General features: G+C 41.0%; 19 protein-coding genes. 5 read left to right on the forward strand and 14 right to left on the reverse strand.

The genetic code is table 11. From position 1 onward, the window contains the following. Positions 1-8: 8 nt before the first annotated feature. From R2R71_RS00305 to R2R71_RS00345, 9 genes are all read right to left on the reverse strand, one after another. Positions 9-803, reverse strand: a complete 795-nt coding sequence (locus R2R71_RS00305) for an AraC family transcriptional regulator (RefSeq protein WP_316829239.1) — start codon at positions 801-803, stop codon at positions 9-11. Then, the gene (locus R2R71_RS00310; RefSeq protein ID WP_316829240.1) at positions 800-1,456 is read right to left on the reverse strand and encodes an NAD-dependent epimerase/dehydratase family protein; all 657 of its coding nucleotides are present in this window, start codon (positions 1,454-1,456) and stop codon (positions 800-802) included. Before R2R71_RS00310 ends, R2R71_RS00305 begins: the two co-directional genes overlap by 4 nt. A 28-nt stretch (positions 1,457-1,484) precedes the next feature. Further along, positions 1,485-2,513 carry an aldehyde reductase gene (locus R2R71_RS00315; protein ID WP_316829241.1) on the reverse strand — a complete coding sequence of 343 codons (1,029 nt, stop codon included), beginning with the start codon at positions 2,511-2,513 and terminating at the stop codon, positions 1,485-1,487. Positions 2,514-2,670: 157 nt separating this feature from the next. Next, positions 2,671-4,119, reverse strand: coding sequence for a TolC family protein (locus R2R71_RS00320; RefSeq protein WP_316829242.1), 1,449 nt, complete (start codon positions 4,117-4,119; stop codon positions 2,671-2,673). Positions 4,120-4,138: 19 nt separating this feature from the next. Next, complete coding sequence (locus R2R71_RS00325) at positions 4,139-5,500, reverse strand: HlyD family secretion protein (protein WP_316829243.1); 1,362 nt, start codon at positions 5,498-5,500, stop codon at positions 4,139-4,141. Continuing rightward, positions 5,493-6,497 (reverse strand): ABC transporter transmembrane domain-containing protein, encoded by a 1,005-nt coding sequence (locus R2R71_RS00330; RefSeq protein WP_316829244.1) that lies wholly within the window; start codon positions 6,495-6,497, stop codon positions 5,493-5,495. The genes R2R71_RS00325 and R2R71_RS00330 overlap by 8 nt, the downstream gene beginning before the upstream one ends. A gap of 131 nt (positions 6,498-6,628) precedes the next feature. After that, the gene (locus R2R71_RS00335) at positions 6,629-6,967 is read right to left on the reverse strand and encodes a hypothetical protein (RefSeq protein WP_316829245.1); all 339 of its coding nucleotides are present in this window, start codon (positions 6,965-6,967) and stop codon (positions 6,629-6,631) included. 168 nt (positions 6,968-7,135) lie between these two features. Beyond that, positions 7,136-7,765, reverse strand: a complete 630-nt coding sequence (locus tag R2R71_RS00340) for a response regulator transcription factor (RefSeq protein ID WP_316829246.1) — start codon at positions 7,763-7,765, stop codon at positions 7,136-7,138. Continuing rightward, positions 7,762-9,732 carry a sensor histidine kinase gene (locus tag R2R71_RS00345; protein WP_316829247.1) on the reverse strand — a complete coding sequence of 657 codons (1,971 nt, stop codon included), beginning with the start codon at positions 9,730-9,732 and terminating at the stop codon, positions 7,762-7,764. The genes R2R71_RS00340 and R2R71_RS00345 overlap by 4 nt, the downstream gene beginning before the upstream one ends. Before the next feature lie 180 nt (positions 9,733-9,912). Between R2R71_RS00345 and R2R71_RS00350 the strand changes: the two genes are divergently transcribed. From R2R71_RS00350 to R2R71_RS00360, 3 genes are read left to right on the forward strand one after another with little or no spacing between them, the layout of a single operon-like run. Continuing rightward, on the forward strand, positions 9,913-12,066 hold the full coding sequence (locus R2R71_RS00350; protein WP_316829248.1) for a hypothetical protein: 2,154 nt from the start codon (positions 9,913-9,915) through the stop codon (positions 12,064-12,066). A gap of 29 nt (positions 12,067-12,095) precedes the next feature. After that, entirely contained in the window at positions 12,096-13,985 is a 1,890-nt protein-coding gene (locus R2R71_RS00355; RefSeq protein WP_316829249.1) for a hypothetical protein, read from the forward strand. Between the two features lie 29 nt (positions 13,986-14,014). Continuing rightward, a complete protein-coding gene (locus tag R2R71_RS00360; RefSeq protein WP_316829250.1) occupies positions 14,015-14,959 on the forward strand; it encodes a hypothetical protein in 945 nt (314 codons plus the stop codon). An 84-nt stretch (positions 14,960-15,043) separates the two neighbouring features. Here R2R71_RS00360 and R2R71_RS00365 read toward each other — a convergent pair whose 3' ends face one another. Then, positions 15,044-15,673 carry a TetR/AcrR family transcriptional regulator gene (locus tag R2R71_RS00365; protein ID WP_316829251.1) on the reverse strand — a complete coding sequence of 210 codons (630 nt, stop codon included), beginning with the start codon at positions 15,671-15,673 and terminating at the stop codon, positions 15,044-15,046. 100 nt (positions 15,674-15,773) lie between these two features. Here R2R71_RS00365 and R2R71_RS00370 point away from each other — a divergent pair, with 100 nt between their 5' ends. Then, positions 15,774-16,127, forward strand: a complete 354-nt coding sequence (locus tag R2R71_RS00370; RefSeq protein WP_316829252.1) for a hypothetical protein — start codon at positions 15,774-15,776, stop codon at positions 16,125-16,127. 347 nt (positions 16,128-16,474) lie between these two features. Here R2R71_RS00370 and R2R71_RS00375 read toward each other — a convergent pair whose 3' ends face one another. Next, entirely contained in the window at positions 16,475-16,987 is a 513-nt protein-coding gene (locus R2R71_RS00375) for a hypothetical protein (RefSeq protein WP_316829253.1), read from the reverse strand. 203 nt (positions 16,988-17,190) lie between these two features. Between R2R71_RS00375 and R2R71_RS00380 the strand changes: the two genes are divergently transcribed. After that, a complete protein-coding gene (locus R2R71_RS00380; protein WP_316829254.1) occupies positions 17,191-17,568 on the forward strand; it encodes a DoxX family protein in 378 nt (125 codons plus the stop codon). A gap of 128 nt (positions 17,569-17,696) precedes the next feature. Here the strand turns inward: R2R71_RS00380 and R2R71_RS00385 are convergent, their stop codons facing one another. From R2R71_RS00385 to R2R71_RS00395, 3 genes are all read right to left on the reverse strand, one after another. Then, on the reverse strand, positions 17,697-18,917 hold the full coding sequence (locus R2R71_RS00385) for a HupE/UreJ family protein (RefSeq protein ID WP_316829255.1): 1,221 nt from the start codon (positions 18,915-18,917) through the stop codon (positions 17,697-17,699). Between the two features lie 143 nt (positions 18,918-19,060). Then, positions 19,061-20,479 (reverse strand): DUF3500 domain-containing protein, encoded by a 1,419-nt coding sequence (locus R2R71_RS00390; RefSeq protein WP_316829256.1) that lies wholly within the window; start codon positions 20,477-20,479, stop codon positions 19,061-19,063. A 215-nt stretch (positions 20,480-20,694) separates the two neighbouring features. Further along, the gene (locus R2R71_RS00395) at positions 20,695-21,441 is read right to left on the reverse strand and encodes a metallophosphoesterase (protein WP_316829257.1); all 747 of its coding nucleotides are present in this window, start codon (positions 21,439-21,441) and stop codon (positions 20,695-20,697) included. Positions 21,442-21,515: the final 74 nt, after the last annotated feature.

Below are 21,515 nucleotides of genomic sequence, written 5' to 3' on the forward strand. Positions count from 1 at the left end.
AGGATAATTTAGATTTCCTGGTTTAACATCGCTGTAGGAGCATAACCAAAACGTTTTTTAAAAGCGAATGAGAAATGGGAGAGGTCTTCAAAACCCAGGTCAAGGTAAAAGTCCGTTGGTTTTTGTTGATGTTTTTCCATAAGGAAATGAGCTTCCGCTAAACGTTTTTGTACCAGCCAATGGTTTGGGGTATCGTTAAAGATGGTTTTAAAATCGCGTTTAAAGGCCGACAAGCTACGGCCGGTTAAAAACGCAAAGCGCTCGATGCTTACATTAAATTTATAGTTCTTTTGCATAAACTCTTCCAGATCCAGTCTGCCGGGAATACCAAAATCAAATAAAACTGTGGCCAGTTCCGGGTGTAACTGAAGCAGGATAAGCAGTAATTCCTCACGCTTTACATCAGAAAAAGCATCGGTAATGTTTCCCGTACCAGTGTAATATGGTTCGAGCGAAAGTAAAAAACTGTTAATTAGCTTGTCTTTTTTTACTTTGATAAAGGCGTCTTTCGATTTATTATCCTGAAAAGTAATATTGTGCATAGCCTGAAATTTCTTCAGGAATTTTTCGTCAAACAGGATTACCACCTTTTCGAATTTGTCATCTACTTTTACCTTATTATATCGTGCCAGCCTGTTTTTTCTTATTATGCAGCTTTCACCGGGTTTAAGTACATAATGTTTATTACCATCGTAGCCGTTCATTACGCCTTTTCCAACGAAAAGAAAGAAATGTTCTGCTATAAATTGTTCGGGAGAAATAACCGGACCAATGAAACAGGATTTTATTTCGGTTATTTTCATGCTTTGGCTTGTGCTTTAATATCCTGAACTTCTAAAATGTGTTTAGCATATCCTTTTCTGGTACAGTTGATCATGGCTAAGCCCACTTCCCTCATAGTGCAGGTCCAGTTGGGTAGTAAAGTAATCCAAACCGGATAGAGTGCCTGAAATACGCGGTAAATAAACCTTACATTATGCTGTCCTTTTAATGGCTTCATAAAGCCCGGCCTGAAATTATAAACGGCTTTAAAAGGTAGTTTTAAAAGTGCATTTTCGGTTTTACCTTTTACCCTTGCCCACATTACTTTGCCTTGTTCCGTGCTATCGGTACGGTTACCGGAAACATAAATAAAGGTCATTTGAGGGTTAAAATCCGCTAATGTTGCCGAAAAGGGTACCACAAAATCGAATGTTTTCCTGGTAAAAGAGGCTTCGTTTTCACCAACAACACTTACACCAGCACAAAAAAAGCAAGCATCATAATCACTGAGTTGTTCATGGTAACTACCTATCGTCGAAAAATCTTTAACAATAAGCTGTTTAAGTTTTTGATGCTGGATGTCCAGTGTTCGTCGGTTAATGATCAGGACTTCAGTTATCGCCGGGTGCTCAAGGCTTACCAGCAATACACCTTCACCTACAAGTCCGGTAGCACCTGTAATAATTACTTTCATGCCGTTTATCTTATAAAATGAAAATCTGTTACTTTACAATATTTAACTTAATTAAACTGTTAGCAGTGGCTATAATAGCTTCTTCTGAGGTACGCGGCTGCCATCCAAGCATGGTTATTGCTTTTTTGCTGCTGGCTCTCTTTACCATATCCAGATAAGGCTTTACCCCCCTGAGTTTCGGAATAAAGATAGCCATTAATTTAATGAGCCAACTCGGTAATTCCCGGCCTGGCAATTGATCAGCTCTTTCTGGAAGATTTTTTCTTAAAACATTTGCTATGTCTAAAAGGGATAATCCTTCTCCGGCCACGGCTATAAAACGCTGTCCATTTGCCTCGGGCATCATCATGGCTTTAATATGTAAGTCTGCAACATCTCTTACGTCAACGTAGCCGGAAATTAGTTTAGGGCAGGCTTTCATCTCACCGTTTAACATTTGTTTAATGTTTTGTATGGAGTGAGAAAAGTCATCGGATAAAACAGGACCAAGAACACCCGTTGGATTTACCACGGAGAGTTCCAGTCCTTTGCCTTCATTTGTAATAAAATCCCAGGCGGCAAGTTCAGAAATGGTTTTAGACTTTTGATAGGGGAAGACGGTTTCGTTTAATATGGTCCAGTCTTCTTCTGTATATGGTGTGTTTTTTACAGTACCATACCCCACGGCTCCGAATGCAGAGGTGAGTACAACTCTCTTTACACCAGCTTTCTTTGCCGCTTTTAAAACATATAAGACGCCGTTTTTGGCTGGTATTACAAAATCATCTTCAGTTTTAGCATCTGTGTGTGGCGTAGGTGAGGCCACGTGTACTACATATTGACAATTCTCTACTGCCTGATCCCATGAAGATTCGTGCTGTAAATCTGCTTCAACGAAGGATAAATTATCAAATGAATCTATGCCACCTGCTTTAAGCATCTGTTTTACCAGTTCTGCTTTTTTTAGTGAGCGTAAGGTCGCTTTAACTTTAAAGCCTTTGTTCAATAAATCAATAATGCAATAAGATGCAATAAAACCCGAACCTCCAGTTACCAATACTGTTTCTGTATTTTTCATAGCTAAATAAATTTACACAAATTAACGGAGAAATTTATTCGCTGTGTTTTGTTGTAACGTCCAGACTTACTTTGCTGAAAGGTTCATTTATCCAATGCCTACGTAAAAAGGATAATTAACACATGGATTAAATCAGGTAATCCATGTGTTTGAAGGTTTACAACGTAGTTGTGTTTTTTCCGGCTTTGTAATATAGCTCTGCCAGGGCTTTTTGATAGCCTGAAACCATACTTTCCTGCTTTATTTTCATGTCAATCAGCTTTGTTTCCCGGCTGTTGATCAGGAAAAGGGTACTTTCGCCGAGGGCGAATTTCTGGTTCTCGCCGTTCACCAGTAACTGCTGATTTTCTATGCTTTTTACCTGAACGGCCAGCTGTGTGGCATACACCGACAGGTTATTGAATGCAGTAATCACATTGTTTCTTATCGTTCTGCCTGATTGCTGTAAGTCATAATTCAATTCCATTTGTTTAATCTTTACCTCACGAAGTTTTCCACGTTCCGAGCGCAGGAAAAGGGGAAATGCAAACTCTAAACCTAATTTGTAATTGCTCCAGTTAAAGTCGTAATAACCAGGGATATTACTGTTAAAACCAGTCCTGTTCGAAAGCAGGTTTCCGATAACATTAAGTTTAGGCTTTAATTGCTCCTGCCTGTAAGTTTTCTCTATGGCAAGTTGCTCCGCTTTGCTTCGCAGTTTTAGCAATTCCGGATGCTGTTCCCTGGCTTGTCCGAGCAGGGTATCAAGCAGCATGTTATTGGGTTGTGCAAGCTGGCGGTCGATATTTTCAGGATGAATCCCAGCAGGAATTTCCAGTGGTTGCCCTTGTTCATCCCAGAGGTGATTGGAAAGTACCAACCGGGCATTTTGCAATTCGATAGCTGTTTTTTCCTGCTGAATTATCCGCTCCTGAACCGTAATATAAGCCTCTACCGAATCTATTGCAGGTTTGTCGCCAAGGAGTGTCTGCCGACTCAAGGCTTTAAATCGGCGCTGCGCTAAATCCAACCCTTCGTTTACCAGTTCATGTTGTTTATGTGCATAGTACCAGTTCCAGTAATCTTTGGCAACTTCATACCATACGGTGTTTATCTCCTTGATCTGGTCGGCCTGTGCATACTGAACCATTGATTTTGCTTGTCGCAAAGTGCTTCTGCGGGCATCAATAATCAATCCCTGACCTAAAGGAATACTTAAGCCAATGGCTGATAAACCTGTTGTAGCTGTTCGGTTTTCAGGATTTACATATTCGCCAACATTGCGGTCGTAGCCAATTTTTAAATCTGCTCCTGCCAGCCAAAGCGGTATTTTAAGCTCACTGTTCCATTTGTTATAATAGTCGGTATTACCAAATAACTTTTTGCTGAAACCGGCTTTCAGTTCCGGGTCGAAATAACCCAGCGATTGTAATACCTTGGCTTGTGCCGATTCGCTCAACAAAGCTGCCTGCTTAATTACAGGATGGTATTTGAAAACAACCATTTGCAGATCACTCAGCGTAAAAACCTTTGTACTGTCGTTCTTTACGGCCTGCGCCTGGCCAATCCTGCACAACAGGAACAAAGAGAACAGTAGCAATGTTATCTTTTTAAAATTTATCTTCATCACAATTTCTCCTTCCGTCTTACTTCTTTTCTTTTAGCTCAGCAGGTTCCTTATCCAGGCTTGGCGGGAAGCCATTCAGCTGCCGCCAGATTTCGTACCATAATGGAACTGAACGCAGAATAATCCTGCCGTATATACCTGAGCCCTGACGTAACTGTGCTGGCCAAGGTTCATCTTTTGAAGGAACAGGATTAGCCTGACTTACCAATACGCGGTATTTTCCTCCGGTACTGCTTACGCGATCGATAGAAAATACTTTTCCGGCAAAGGTCCCTACAGCCACTGAAGGCCATCCGGCAAACTGAATAGACGGCCAGCCCTCAAATTGCAATCGTACGTCGCTGGTATCGAGAATTAAAGGAACATCCATGGCACTAACATACAACTCTGCTGCTACAAGTGGCTCTCTGGGCTGTAATGTAGCAACCGATTCACCCTCTTTAATATTCTCACCAATTCCGGCTTTCAAGGTTTTTACGATAAATCCGCTTTGCGGTGCACGTACAATGTAAAGGCCACGTCTGATGCTGATGTTCGAAATATCGTTGCGAAGTTTGGCAATGTCGCCTTGTGCACTGGCACGGCTCGATACCGCTGAACTCATGTCTGATTGTGCTTTCGATAGTGATTCCTGGTATTTAGCCCTGATGTTATCGAGCTCGATACCGGCGTTGAACAGGTTTTGTCTGGCATTATCCAGTTTATTACGCTGGCTGATCACCTTTGCATTGTCTTCCTGCAGCTTAAGCCTGCGTGTTTCAATATCGGTAAGCGAAAATAATCCGTTTTTATAACCTGTTTCATAACGTTCAAGCCGCGTTTTAGTGGTTTCATAGAAACGCTGAACAGCCAGTAAATCGGCGCTATCAATGCTCACATAATTTCGGGCCTGTAAAACCTTGTTTTCTGCCGCTTTCATCTGAAAACGTAGTCCGTCACTCAGCGCTTTCATTTGCGCTTTTGTTGCGTCGATCTTTTGCACTGCGGCTGTTTCGCTGCCACGCTTGGCATCAAGCTGTTCGTTTAAACGAGTGGGGAGTTCAGGGTCAAAGTACGACTGGCTTGTTTCAGAAATTACCAGTATGGTATCGCCTTTTTTTACTTCCTGACCCTCACGTACAGCCCAGTGTTCTATACGGCCACCAATCTGGTTTTGTACCGTTTGTGGGCGGTCTTCCGGACGTAATGCTGTTACCGTTCCGCGGCCGGGTATGGTTTGCCTGTAAGGTAAGAAAAGTAATACGATGAAGAAAGCAAGCACAAATAACAGGATGCGCCCTAATCGCTTTGGGCCCCTGGCATCAATAATTTTATGGTTTGCATAAACGGAGAGGCTTTCCCAGTTATTTAGTTCCGTAATGTTCTGCTGATGGTTAGCCATGGTTAAATTCTCCTTCCTCCAACTCCAGGTCGGTTACTACAGCAAGTTTTTCACCTCCGGTTACCATATCGAAAACGGTGTTTAAATTCGTCATCAGCTTCTCAATAGCATAACTGATTTGTACAATAATTACTTCTGCCGCGACAAACTGACCAAAAGTCATCTGGCGTTCTACTACAAAATATGAACCCAAAAGGAGTAAAGCACCCATGAGCACCGTTCGCATGGCTACTGCACTGAAGAAAAACTTCTTCAATACGCCAAAGTGATCATTGCGTGACTGGATATATTTGGCCGTAATCTTATCGGTACGTTCAATAATTTCTTTCTTCTTTGTAGCATTTGTTCTGTAGCTGTCAAGGTCGGCAGCAACTTCTTCGAGATAAGCCACTACCTGGTATTTGTATTCCGATTCTTCTATACTCGTTCTTACGCCCTGGCGGTAGTAAAGCACAACTACCAATATCATTACAATCAATACAAAAGTTCCGAAAGCCATGAATACCGGATGATAGAATGACAAAAGGATCACGCTAAAGAAAATGAGTACGGCGGCCGCAATAATATCTACAAGGAGCTTCGTTAAGCCTTTCTGGATGGTTAGGATATCGAAAAACCTGTTTACCAGTTCTGATGGGTTTTCACCCTCCAGTGCCGTCTTCTTTATTCTTGGCAGCCGGAAAGCAAATTCCATGGCCGCTTTGGTAAATATCTTTTGCTCCAGAAATTCGACAAGGGTAAACTGTCCGATAAGGAGTAATCCACCGATAACAATACCGGCCAGAATTACCGCTATAAGTATATAAGTTGAACTGTACATTGCGCCGTTTGATAACAGGTTGAATACAGCACTGGTGCCGAGTGGAAGCGACAGCCCTATTAATCCGATTAATATGGCGTAAATATAAATGTAGTTGATGGTCTTGCGTTCCAGGTGAAGCATTCGCACCAGTCTTTGCCAGGGCGTAGGTGCACCGGCAATATGATTGTGTTTCATTTGTTTTTTGTGATAATTTACTTATTTATACCATTGGTAATCAGTGTAAATAAGTAGCTAAATGTAAAGTGATTTTTAAAGCATCATTTTTAATGATGCAGCGCAATTCATTCTTTTAAAAATGAACAGTATCAGCAAGTAGTGTTGGGAGGCGGGGTTGGTACATTCCTGGCCGGAAAACTTAAAAGCCTTAGCCAGTGAGTGTATTTGTTTGCTTTTGAACCCTTGATCAGGGAAGGGGTTAATGATTCAATACATAATGTTTCGTAAAGCAGCAGCTTTTTCTTCACTTTTTCGAATGATTCGTCTTCTTTTTCTTTACTTTCTTCGGTACTTTTTTCAATTGCGTAGCTGCTTTTCGAACCACAAATTGTAGATATTGAAAATAAGGAAAACTTTAGCGTCATTAAGCTTAATATCATTAAGCCAAAAATACTTCTCAATAAATTTTTCCTCAGTAACCTCATCATGTGTTATGCAAATATAAGGTTGAAACAAAGTTTACCGGGTATACAGCTTCATTGAAAAGTCACATTCAGGGCGTTTTTCCGGAGTATAGCTTAATTGTTATACTAGTATTAGAACAGGATTAGAAAATGATTGAAATTTGTACGTTTTGAAATGAAATCAGGACAATTTCAGTTTTCACTATAGTCGATTAGGTTATGCTGTAACGCATGTTTAATTAGCTCTGCAGTATTTTTAGCTTTAAGTTTTATCATCAGGTTTTTACGGTGTGTATCCACCGTGTTGATGCTGATGAAGAGTTTTTCGGTTATCTCATTATTGGTCATGCCTTCGGCAATCAGATTTAAAACTTCGCGTTCACGCCTGGTAAGCAAGGGTGCATTTTCCTGCAATTGTGTCATCACCCGGGTAACTTCATTGCTGAAATATTTTTTATGCTTACTTACCGTAAAAATCGCTTCCTGAAGTTCTTGTCTCGTTGCATTTTTGAGTACGTAGCCTTTTGCTCCGTTATCAATCATTTTGCTGATAAAACTGTACTGATTAAAGGTACTTAAACCAATAACGAAAATTCCCGGGTAAAGATTGGTTACTTCCTTGCACAGGTCAATCCCGCTTTTATCCGGCAGGTTAATATCCATAAGGATTATGTCAGGGGTATTTCTTTGCAGAAAATGCAGACATGATGCCGCATTTGTGGCATGCCCCATCCATTCTATACCTGCCTCATTCTCCAGAAGCGCTTTAATCCCTTCTATAACCATGTAATGATCGTCGACTACAAAAACCTTTGTTATCATGGCTGTGGTATTTCGATAAGTATTGATGTGCCTTTATCAGGTTGACTGTTAATGTCGGTTTTGCCATTCAGTAATGCAATGCGGTGCTGAATATTTTCCCAGCCTATGCCTTTCTGGTATTTTAAATCAGCAGGATTGAAGCCTTTACCATCGTCTTCAACGGTAATGCTGATCGACCCGGTTTCCCTGCTCAGCTGAACCAAAGCAGTCGTTGCCCCGGCATGTTTGAGGATGTTATTGATTAATTCCTGTACAACGCGGTATATGCTGTGTGCAAGCGACTGCTCTACGGGTTTATCCTGAAAGCCGATGGTTTGAAAGTTAATGTTCAGGGCACCCGTTTGATTGATGTCTTTACAAAAATCATCGATGGCCGTGATCAAACCAAATTTTACCAAGGCTTCGGGCATCATGTTATGTGCAACCCTGCGCATTTCTTTTATCGAACCGTCGAGCATATCCATACTACGTTCAAATGCCAGCTGATTTTCCGGCGTCATGATTAAATTACCTTTCATATCCTGAAATGAATATTTTATACCGCTTAACATTCCGCCCAAGCCATCATGAAGATCGCGGGCAAGCCTGGTCCGCTCTTTTTCCTCGCCCATTAATACCGCTGTTGTGGCCGTAAGCTGTCTTTCTTTTTCAAGTTCGCTGATCCTCTGTTTCTGTATCTTTTGTTTTTGCCTGTAGCCTCTGGCTGCCAGTAAGAAGATGATTAATACCAGTATGCAACCACCCGCCGCTACAAAAATTAGCACATTCCGCTGCTGAATCTTTAGGTTTTGTAATTGCTTCTCCGATTCGAGTTTTCTGATTTTTGTTGTTTTAGAAGCTAGTTCATATTTTTTTTCAAGCTCTACTGTTCGTTTCTGTGTTACCTCATTAAGCAGGCTATCATTAAGTTGTTTGCTTTGTTCTTCATAGTATTTTCCCTGTTGCTGGTTTTGCGTACTGTAAGCTATTTTGGCTAATAAATCGAGGGTTGTTTTTCTGTGTTGGCGAAGTCCGCGGGTGTTGGCAATCCGGATTGCGCTATCGGCATATTGCTTAGCTTTGATGTAATCCTTTTCATAGAAATGATGATAAGCAAGCCCCCGGTATGCCGTAGATATTCCATCATAATTTTCGAGCTTTCTGGATAATTGCAGGGCCTTATTCATGTAAAAAGCCAGTTTTTGAGGTTTCTGGCTGTTTAGTTCCAGGTCGCCAAGGTTCAGGTACTGCACCATAATCCCATAGGTATTATCATCCTTTATTGAAACATCGAGTGCCTGCTCGTAAACCGACCTTGCCTTTGCTATTTTTCCTGCTGCTGAATAGTTTAAGCCTAGATTAGAAAGCGCCGAAATCAGAAAATTAACATCAGGCGATTTTCGAAGCATTGCAACCGATTTCTCGCCTAATATAATTCCCCTTTCATATTGATGCATATAGTAGTAAAGCAACTGAAGAATGTCGTAGCCCTGGGCGCTCGCCGTAACATCGCCAATCTGTTCAAAAATGGCTTTTCCTTCTTCGTAATATTTTACGGCATTCTCAAACTCACTGTTCATCTTGTAGGCCGTACCCACATTAAACAGTGTTTTCGCAAGCAAAAGGCTATCCCTTAAACCTCTTGCCAGTTGCAGTGCCTGCAGGTTCAGCTGTATCGATGTCTGATAGTCGCCATCAACGTTATTCAGGATATAGGTGTAGTTGGCAATGTATTTTATTATCCCTTTTTTAAAACCGAGTTGCCTGCTTAAATCACCAGCCTGCTGGTAATATTGTTTGGCCTGCACAGGCGAACGATCTTCGAGTTGTTGTCCGTACCTGATTAACAGGAATACTTTATTTGTGTCTGCTTTTGCAGTTTTCAATAAATGAAGTAAGCTGTCCCTTTCTGGCGATTGCCTGGCCATTGCAGGGAAGTAACCCAGCAGGGATAGTACATAAAACAGCGTTAATATTTTGCGGTACATGATATAGCGTATAGAGACAAAGGTAGCTAAAGGTTTTTCGCGGTAAGCTCACGCTTTCCGGTGATTTTTATAAATAGAAAATCATGCTTTTAGGTGATTGATTCAACAGCTAATCTCCTGCAACTTTAATCCATGAATTTGACAGGCTATTTACATGTTCAATATACGGGATTTAAAGTTATGAAACCATCGCTGCTAATTGTTATTTGTTTACTTCTTTGTGGCATTACCAGTGCTCAAACCACAAAACAAGTTAAAAAAGCGGAAAAACCGCCTACCCAGGACGAATTTCAGAAAATGATGAAATCGCTCCAGTCAGAAATGGAAAACCTTAACCCGGAAACTAAGCGTAGCATGGCCGAAATGGGAATTAAAATGCCTGACATAAATGCTACCACCAAAAAGCTGTCAGGTATTTCTGATGCCCAACTCAAAAAAGAATGGGAAAACCAATCTAGGATTGTTCCTTTAAGAAACCAGGCCCGGATCGCCTCCATACAACCAAAACTTGCTACGGCAGCCATTGGGAGTTACATCTCCTCAAACCAACAGAAGCTTTTTAACGCATTAAAGCCTCAAGTTAAAACGTTGGGCGAAAGCATATTTAAGGCATTAAAAGCCTCAGGCAAATCAAATGCAGCCATAGGAAATGCCGCATCGGCGCTATGGCTAACAGGCCGTATTCAAACCGCAATTTACCTGATGAGTAAAACCTGTGCCGAAAACCCCAATAATACCGATAACCTGAGCAATTACGCGGCAATGCTATCAATGATCGGAGCTGAGGAGCAGGCCATACCGCTGCTGAACAATTTAAATGGCCGCTTTCCACGCAATACCACATTGCTGAATAATTTAGGCCAGGCATGGTTTGGTTTGGGCGATATGGAAAAATCATCAAAGTATTTAGATAGTACCCTGCGGATTATGGGTGGGCATCCACAGGCAACTGTAACAAAGGCAAAAATTGAAGAATCGAAAGGTGGTAAGACAGAAGCCGTTAACCTGGTGAAAAAGTCAATAAAAACCATTTACTCGCAGGAAAAGGAAGAACAGCTACGGAAACTGGGGTATGACCTCGGTGGTAATGATTTATTTCTGCCTGCAAATAAAAAGCCCGATGCGATGAATCTTGGTGGGCTACAGCCACCACCTTTCCCTAAATCGGTAAAAGAGTGTGTAGGTTATGCAAAAGCCTGGGTCGATTTTGATATGACCTTATCAGAAAATACGAAGAAGCTCGAAAAACAGCAAGCCGAAGCCAAAAAACTTGTGTTCGAAACGAACGATACTAAACTAAAAGCCATAGTGAATCAGGTACAGACCGGCTATAAAACAGGCAAGTTCCAGGCTCCGGGCTTCACCAGGCCTTTACATGCTGCTGTGGCCATTAAAAAACTTAAAAGCCTGGAAGAAGATTATTTCAGGAAAATAAAGGCATGGGGTGAAAAGATTTCAGCTTTTTCTGCCGGTAGAGGCGAACAGTTGCAAACTGCCTATACCCAGCTGATGACAAAACTTCAACAGGAAGATGCCAAACAAACCGGTGAGGGGCAGCGCAATGAAAATTATTGCCCTAAATACCAGAAAGCGAGTGATGATTACCTGAAGGCAATGAACACCGAGCTTGAACAGTTCTATCTGGAAAAGATGCAGCTCGACAAGCAATACTATAATGAAACAGCTTATCTATCCATGTACATGATGAGTCCTGAAGAATTTGAAGCCGTAAAGCCTGCACTTAAAATGGCCTGGTTAAAAACACTTGAAAACCATATGTTCAAATCGATAACAAGCTATATGTGTATTGCCGAACCAGAAATAAAGCCTTCGGGTAAACTGGCTGAGTTTGATGATGTTGCTTGTCAGTACCATAGTAGCATGAACTATGTAATCGGTACCATCAGTGTCGATTGCAGTCGGATGGAAACAACCCTTGATCTTGATTTTATAAAGCTTGGTTTGAAGCAAAATATGGATAAGGAAACATTTGAAGATCAATTTGTAAATTGTACCGTAGCCGTTTCGGCTAATGTAGGTGCCGATATTGCGGGTGTTGGTCCTTTAAAAGCAGGGGTAGGCGCTGGCGTTACAGGTATTATAGAAATCGATCGCACCGGAATTACCGATGTGGTTATTGAAGGTTCTGTTGGGGTAAGCGCAGGTACAAATGTAATTGGATCGGCCTCGAAATCATTAGGCAGTGATGCAGAACTTGGCGGTAAAGGAATTAGCGATGCATCGGTTAACGTTGGTGCTAACGGACGGATTAGCCTGATTACCGGCGCCAGTTCAATAGGTTTTGGTACGGGTGTAGGCGGGGGATTAAAATAAGTTATTTACCATTTAACATCTCAGGTATTATGAAATTATACGTAATCATACTCTTTTTAGGTTGTGTTAGCCAACACTTGCTGGCGCAGCGAAAATTTGACCAGGACATACAGGATAGCGTAATTGGCTGGTGGAGCAATAATAAATACGACCATTTGAAACCGCAGACTGATCCTGTAGCCAAGAAAAAAGAAGCCATTGTTAACGATATGGTGAAATGGATGAAAGCCAGCTATACGCCGGTAGGTGGTTTGGGTACTTCAGCACGGTACATTAACAACCAGGGTTATGGTGTTAATTTCCTGGTTTGGAATGTTAGTCACGATAAAATCTGGACCGAACCCAATGGCAATTTTAAGCCCATACCAGAGGAAAATACCAAATTCTATTCAGCCGTTAACCAGCTTTTTGGTGCTTTTCCTGTTTACTTTATCAATACGGGTAACGAATTTTATTTCATCTTTCAGCCCGATGGCTATACACAGACTCAACAGTTCAAAGAACAAAGGGCTGGCAGCAATCCCCGGATTCACCCAAATGCTTATCCTTTTGTAACTGTTATGAACGATTGGTGTACCGTGTACCTTGTACCCGGGAACAAATTGCCCTGGAAACCTGTAAGCAAAGGTGAACTTTTACAAAAAGCAGAAGAAGGCTTAAAGAAAGTACTGGCTGATAAAGCCAAGGAAGTTGCAGCACAAAACCCTAATGATAAGAAAGCGCAAGATTATATGCTTAATTATTTTGAAAAAGAAACTATTTCAAAATACCGTACAAAAATTGCGCAGCTCCGGGCTAAGCATGCATCAAGTCTGAACGAACAGGCTGTTGTAAATAACATGCAGATGGATATCTATAGTTTCGAAACAGACCCTGATTTGTTTACCATTCTCCCTTTCGAACAAAGTTTAAAACACCAGTATCCGGTATATAAACTTGATGCTACTACTTATGCCAAGATGAACGACCTGCAACCACAATGGGTAGCTTTCGCTTTTCCTTTCGAAACCAAACAGCGTGGAAACCAGCTTTACGAACTTTTTACCTCCATGTCGCAAAACATCAATTACGATTATATTTATAACTACTTTTTCGATCCTGAAAAAATAAAAGGTAAAGCTTATACAGCGGCCAATGCGGCACAGTTAAAAGAACGTTTGGCCGCCTATGGTAGCCGTAAGCTTGATAATGCTAAGAAAAATGCAGAAAAGAAGAAGGCTATGCCAGCTAATACGGTATTATTTGATGATTTTTCTGCCGATGAAGTGGGTAGCAAACCTTCAGGATGGTATTTTAACTCATCAGGCAAAGCGGTTTCGGTAAGCTTGGCCGAAGGCTTTGAAGGCCATTGGCTGAAACTGGGTTATAACAACGCGATTTCATCGACCACATTAAAAACCTTCCCTGAAAACTTCAGCCTGGAATATGATATCCTGACAGCAGCCTTCGACGGTTTATGGGGTGCCAATGTTTCGATGGAGTTTAGCGGAAATAAAAAGGGTAGCGACGGAAAACTATATAATTCATCATTAAGAACCAGTATAACCGCAGGCAACCAGAAAGGTCTGGATGAAGCACATAACTACAGGGGCGAGGTCAGGGTTGAACTGGTGAATACTCCATCTAACATGGATTACAATAATGTAGGTGGCTATTTTGTGAGCGCACAGCCTGCTTTTACCAATACAAAACGGAAGGTTCATGTACAGCTCGTAAAAAAAGGAAGCAATATCACGCTTTCGCTTAACGGGAAAGAAATCGCCAATTCAACTACGTTTAAAAGCAAATACGGCAAGGACTGTGGCGATTGTGCCATCGCTCCGGGGATCATGTACAATAACTTTAAGATTAAAAGTTTAACACAGGATGCTGATCAAACGGCCTGCTATATAGGCAATATCAAAATTACCAGCCTGTAATTACCCGCAAACATTTAAAATCTAATCATATGAAAATCTCAACTATTAAACTAATGGTGGCATTGCCTGTGCTCTTTGCTTTTTGCTCGTGTAAAAAGAGCGATGCCAGCCCGAATGAAGAAAATACCAGTTATGAAGTACGAAAACCTACTTATCAGTTTAACACAACCAATTGGGATGATGGCTGGGTGAGCCAGATCAAAGATAATTGGGTAGAAGTAAACAAGGGAAGTGTTAAAGTAATACTTCATTATCCTCAGGCCAGCACGAGTATCATGGCCGATCCTGAACCATATGTGAACAATGCCTGGGATATACTGGTAGCAAAAAGATACTCGAATTTAACAGGTTATAAAGTGGTTTCTCCTTCACTTGATTATGAACGGGCTTACCTTGGTTATGGTACAGCGGTAGATAATGCGACAGGTAAAAGTGTGTTTCTTGCCTTGTTTAAAAAAGGTAATTCAGGCTGGATTGAAATGATTTCGCCGGATAAAAATGCTTTTGTCAGTCAGTTTGGTGTCGATCCGGCAACAATTACCTGGTCGAGTACCGGAAATATCTGGAACAGCATGCGGGCAATGTCCAATTATAACCGCTTTGCTGTGGCGGTTACTGATATAGAAAAAACGGGAGAGTGGTCGAACAATTTTGGTTCGAACACTTATTATTACAGCATGTACACCGGTTTAGGTGTAGGTATGAGCAGTTATTCATCAATGGAAAAATTCTTCTTTACGGGTTCAAATACCTATCAGTGGCAAATCTTTGCGGCCAATTCATCTGGCGGAGTTACCAATACTGTTCAGGCGAAATCGGCTGGTAATTTTAACCTGCCCAATAACTGGAGTACGAATTTTTCAAATATTGAGGGAAGCGCCCGAACCTATCTGATATGGTTTGCAGCCACCAAAGATGGCAGGATTTTATTCATTAACGGAAACCCTTTTACCTGGGTTGGAAAATCACAGTAAGGGTTTTTCTAATGAATCGCTCTTTTAATTAGCCCTGCAAGTTTAAAAAGCCTGCAGGGCATACCTTTTCAGGTATATGATTAGCTATAGATTTTCGTAAGTCTGATCTATTAAAAAAGATATGGCTTTTTTAATTTCATCACGATCATTATGATCTTTCATGTCTAAGCCACAGAAAACGCTTCCATTTACGGTAGAATAAAGGTTAAGATAATAGATGCCTGATACCAATAAAGCCATTATGGCCCTGAAAGGTTTATCTTTATCGCCAAAATGTGGGGCCGTGATGTTCCTGAACAACATTTCACCGTTTGCTTCCTGGTCGTCAGTTAATTTCTTTAACGAATTACGCTGCTCGGATAAGCGCCAAAGGAGTACTTTTTGCAGCTCTTTATTTTTAAAGACATAGTCGAACTGTTCGAATAATGTACTTTCAGTAAATGCCTTACCGCCATCGTTAATCGTTACCGGTACTTTTTCATCCTTAATATTACTCCAGAAATCCTGCGAATGTACATAAGCATCAATCAGCTGGTCGGTACCACCAAAATAGGTGTATATCATTTTCTTGTCTAATCCGGCTGTAGCGGCAATATCATTTACTTTTAAACCGGCGTAACCTTTGGTTTTAAGTATTTTACCTACCGCATCGAGGAATTTTTTCTTGCTCCTTTCCTTATTTCTTATAGTGCCTGCCGTAGTTTTTCTTTCCATGATTATGCTTCTGGATACAATGCTACAAAATTTATTTTTTAATTAAGACACTTTTTAGTGTCTTAAAACTATATATTTGCCCACGATATATTCAGTACCAATGAACAGACTAATCCTTGTGGCAATGTTGTTATGCATGTTTGGCTTTTTTTGTAATGAAAGCGAAAAACATGTGCTGCAATTACATCGCACACTTGCTGTGTTTAAAAAGACATTGCAGGTAAAAAGCGATATGCCTGTAGCAAAAAAGGGTCGGGTTATACTGAAGAGCCTTATTGTAAATGTGATAAAACCAATGGCTGGTGAAATTTTCCCAACGCCCTTTCTTTATAATGCCCTTATTACCGACAATCTGAGATTTTACCTGTTGCCAGATACCGGGCAGGGTAGAAACTGGAATATTTCGTTTTGTTATCACAACCGTTACATCAATTTTGACTTCAGCTTATTATAATTTTTTACCCGCATCTAACCACCTCTTGTAATAACCCTCAAAAAGTAGATTTATAAATCCTGGTTTATACCCAAATGGAAAAGCACTAACATTGACCCTACAAAAATAACCGATGAACAACATCAGCATGATTATGCTGAAACCTTAGCCCAACAGGTTGAGAAAGCATAAAGCTTAAACCTGTTTAGGCTAATTACACAAAGCAGGCGCTATTGATAACAAAATAGCCCTGCATAAAGCATCATGTTTTTAGTATATGTTGTTTAATTGGTTAATTGCTGAATTGGTTAATAGCTAAATTGGTTAATTGTTAAGTAAGGCCCTTTACAAAATGGAAATAAGCATTTTTACTTTAAATGATTGGTTTCTTCAAACTTGCTTTTTGCACGGTAGCGTTCCTGATCAAGCTGTCCTAAAACCTTATGTATTTCTACACGTTTGCGTGCCATATTAAAGATGGCATTCTGGGCTTCCTTCGATTTCGTTTTATCTCCGTTTGACTGGACAACCATCAGCCGGGCTTCCTGTAAATCAAGGTCTTTCATTTGGGCAACAACTTTATAGTAAGCCACAGTGCTTTTCTTTAGGGCTTCACCATCGGGCAGATTATTTAACTGTGCTTTTTCCATGTCACGAAGCACCTTATTAAGCTCATTTGCCTGTTTATTGCCATAAAAGATGGCACTGTCAGGCTTTTCAGCAATTAAAGCTTCAAGTCTTTTGTCTTCCGTGTTTTTATCGATCAGGATGTGAAATACCTTGCGCTCGGTAGAATCGAGCAATGTGATATATTCCTTTGCCTTCTTCGACTGGCATGAAAAAAGGGTAGTGGCTAACAACAATAAAAAGCAAAATTTCATGGTATATGATTTAGTTTTTAACGTATTAGCAAGGGGATTGTTTTAACACCTGTTAAGCGTATGCCGGGGAGACCGACCGTAATCAGCGTTGAAGTGTTGAAGCAGTTATTCGAGAAAGCGCTTTTTATACCCTTAATAAATCATTTTAGCATTATTTTAAAATGTTCGGGAATTTCTTAAATTTATTTTAAAAAAAACTAATTATGAAAATTGTAAAATTTATTCTTTGCTTACTTTTTGGTTTAATGTTTATCAATGCAGGACTTGACAAGTTTCTACATTACATGCCAATGCCGGAAGCCGATGAGGCCACCAAAAAAGTTTATGCTGCCTTTGGCGAACTGAGCTGGCTGATGCCATTGGTTGGAGCTGTAGAGTTTGTAGGCGGCTTACTTTTTGTTATTCCAAAAACCAGGGCTTTGGGAGCCATTGTTATCTTACCTGTAATGGTGGGCATCATTCTGCATAATACCTTCAAATTCCCAACATCTACCGGAATCACAATTTCACTGATTTTGTTTTTAATCAATCTATGGGTTATTATTGATAACCGTGAGAAATATAAAGCTTTAATAAGCTAGAAATGAAAAGGGAAGATTAATATCTTCCCTTTTTTTGTAACTTTCTTAAGGCTGGTTTAGCATACTTTATCTGTTCTGCACAAAGTGATGTCTTTACCTGATTTGCACTGTACTAAAAATAAGTTTTACTAATATTGATTGGCAGAAACGGTCTTTCGTTTAACTACTTTTTTGAAGATGATATAATTTACCACTGATAAGACAGCAAGCCCTGCAATGAGGTACCAGGTGTAATCTACCGTTTTATCCATAATATCGGTTACAAAATTATGGCTGTAGCTAATCCTTTGTATAATCCAGCCGGTTGCAGCAATAATAGCTATGGTTGCCCCGAAAAGCCTCAAAAAACGGTAAGATATTGTGGTACTCCATAATAGTAACCAGGGAATGATGATGGAGATGATGAATAACTGCATGAATTCTATCCCAACATTAAATGCGAGGATACTCATTATCATTCTGGTGGCATCGAGATTCAGGTTAACCAGTGTAGCGGCAAAGGCAAGCCCATGGATAAGCCCAAAACCGGCAGCAATGTAAACTTCCTTTCCGGCGAAAACCGGCTTCATGGCATGTATCGCCGAAATTAAAATAGAGATGGCGATCAGGATTTCGATAGGCTGCGCAGGTACACGTACCCAGTTAAGTGCAGCAAGTAACAAGGTTATGGAATGGCCGATGGTAAATGCGGAAGTTATTTTCAATAAACTGATCAGGCTTTTCCGTGTTCCTTTAAAACCTTCCCATTTGTTATTGCGAAACAGTTGAGTTGAGGGTAAAAGCAGTACAAGCAAAAACATCAGGTGGTCGGTACCTTCATAAATATGGCGCATACCCATTACCACAAGGCTTTTAAAGCCCTGCCAATTACTTCCTTTTCCCAGCACCACATGAAAAGGGGCTATTTTATTACTGGCCAAATCCCACGAAATAGCCTGACTTAGTATGGAATAGTTTTCCACCTTTCCGTTTTCCCAGTCGTTGCGAACATTGGCCAGCGCCGAATGATTGATTACCTGGTGCATAATGGCATCATAATCCAGGTAGAAATCGCGTGTATTTTCACCGCTCTGGGGGCGCATCTCTACAATGGCTACGAGCTCCCAGTATGGAATATTGCTTTCTACGTAATTACCTTTCGACAAGTGTAAAGCAGTTACGTTTATTAACCAAGGCTTTTCAGGAGTGGTATAGGCATGTATATGTGCAAGCAGGTATTCGCGCAACTGCGGGCTGTAATCAGCAAGAACCTGTTCAGGTGCTTTGGAAAGGTTTTGCCCGAAAGCAAGCTCAAGTTCTGTAATCGGCAACTGAACTTCCAGTGAAACCTTATCAGGGCTAACATCCATGAAAAGCAAGGAATTGGGGCTTGGATGCGCCTTCAATTGTAAAGGCAGCAGGCTAAGCAGCCATATAAAGATTGTAAATACCAGCTGCCCTTTTTTAAGGCAGCTGGTTAGTAACGAGCATTTACGCATAGCTTCCCCCAGCACTAAAGTCCTATATAATCCCTGCTATGGTCTCTCATTACTGTATGGTAGTGAACCTGATTGGATATCACTACACCATTCTGGCACACAAATTCAATCCACACACTTGGTCCGTCAATCCGCACATAATCTGTATTGGCCGTAAAAAATGAACTCGCTGTTCCGCTAACGCCTGAGGTATTGGTTGAATAACATACATAAGTACTGGCCAGTTCTGACTGATAAGTGGCAAGAAATGTTGCCGAGGTTGTTGCATCTACATCATTTACCCAGGTGGCTATGGCCGCTAAAACCTTGGCTTGTACGGTGCTTGAAAGTGCACTCACTTTAATTCCCTGTTTTGTGGTCGGGAAGGTGTTTGTTGTGGAGCCCGGCACCATTAAACAATCAGAAAATGTTGTTGAAATTTTAGCTGAAGCAAGCTCCGTGGTGCTAAAAGAAGAAAGCATATCCCTAACCGCCGCAAGCTCGCTGGTCATAGGGCTTGCATAAGTAGTACCATTTACGGTAAACGATCCATTAGGTTCAACAGCTTCGTGCATGGGTGTAATACTGGTTACGGTGCCAGCATCATAGGTAATGTTCTGAGCGTAGTGGTGGCCGCCAAATTGCAGCATCCATTTACCTGTAGTGCTTGGCGAGCCCAGAAAAGCTATTACATAATTTCCCGAACTGTATCCTGATGCACTTAAACCTAAATAGTCGTCGGCTGCCCTGATCATCTGAAATTCTGCATAACCATCGTTTGTACCTGGTCCTGATGCTGCCTGAATTAAAGCCAGTGCTGCCGTTTGCTGTGCGGTGGTTAAACTGCTGAACAATAAACCGTTTCTGCAGCTCAATGCACATGGCAGGTTCGACCATCGTTTTGCATTGGTTAAGTTTAAAGTAAGTAATACACTCGATTGCTGCGCCGAGGTTAAGGTAGCCAGAAATGTGTTCGCTAAACAAACCACTTTAGCCACACCTGTAGCCGAAGCGCAATCGGTAGCTGAACCGGCAGCATTTACCGTTAAAGCCATGGTACAGGATTGTCCGCCTACCGTAATTGCGAAAGCCGCAGAACCCGAGCCAGAAGGTGTTCCGGTAATGGTAAAGCTGGCATTACCCGCACCACTAGCCAAAGTACCCGCCTGTAAAGTGGCTGTTAAACCGGTAACACCAGTTGATGAAATAGCCGTTCCGGCGCTGTAAGCTACGGCATTGCCACCTGTATAAGGTACAGAAGCAGTTCCTGAGTATGCCGTACCTGCGGTAGCGGTAGATGAAAATACTGTTGAGGTACAATTTAAAGCTGTAACCGTTGCCGAAGAGGCAGTTGTTGTGCTTTCTGAACTACTGCTCTTTTTGCAAGATTGCATGATGCCAAAACTGATCACCATGATCAGGATCGCCGCACAAATTTTAATGCTGAATTTCATAACCGATTGGGTTTGTTGTTATATGAAGCCTGGTAACTTTTCTGTTTCAAATGTAAGTCTTTGCTTTACAGCCGGTTTAATGTGTCGATAAATGATGATTATTTATCGTTAAACAGTTTAACCTTTGCCTGCGGTAACTATATGAGGCTGTTACTCCTAGCAAATGCTATGTTAAAAAAAGAATTTTTGAATAGGCTGATGCGAAGAAATAACCGCTATACTTCTATAATTAAATTTTCATTATAGCCGTTATAAGGTTCATTTAAATAACCATGAGGATTGCAGATAATTGCGGTTTTACCAATAGTATAGCTGACTGGTGTGTGAATATGCCCGTGGATCCAGTAAAGCGGCTGGTGTTTCGCGATAATATCTTCCAGATCAGATGTGTAGGCTGAAGATAGCGGATCGTTCTGGTATATGGCTGGTATTGATTTTAAGCTCGGAGCATGGTGGGTGATTACAATGTTTTTATATTCCGTTGATTCGGCAAGGCTTTGCTTTAACCAGGCTTTTGATGCCTGGTGAATTCTGAATGTATCAATGCTTCTAAGCTTTGAATAGGATGGATCGATCCGGATCTGTTTGTAATCATTCATTTGCGCCTGACAAATAATACCATATTCTACAGGGCTTCCAAAAAGCGAGAAATCTGTCCATAAAGTTGCACCATGAAACCTGATACTGCCGAAGGTGACGCTTTTATTTTCTAAAACTATAATATTCGAGTTAAATGCGGCTTTAATGACTTTATTAAGTGTTCCCGGGTAGGAGCCCTTATAGTACTCATGATTACCCATAACATATAAAACCGGTTTATCCTTAATGTATTCCTTTGCCCATGCTATGCCTTTAGTGCCTGTGTTGATATCTCCGGCTAAGATAACAAGATCAGCATTCTTGAAATCCTGTACCGAAATTCCAAATTCCTGATGTAGATCACTGATTATCTTTATTCTCATTTTTAGCCGTTATTTGCTAAAGTAAATATTAATCAGAATAAATGCCTGTTTTTAAATATTTCCAATGCGATCAA

Origin of the sequence: Pedobacter aquatilis, from assembly GCF_032678405.1 — a bacterium.
Taxonomy (GTDB): domain Bacteria; phylum Bacteroidota; class Bacteroidia; order Sphingobacteriales; family Sphingobacteriaceae; genus Pedobacter; species Pedobacter aquatilis_A.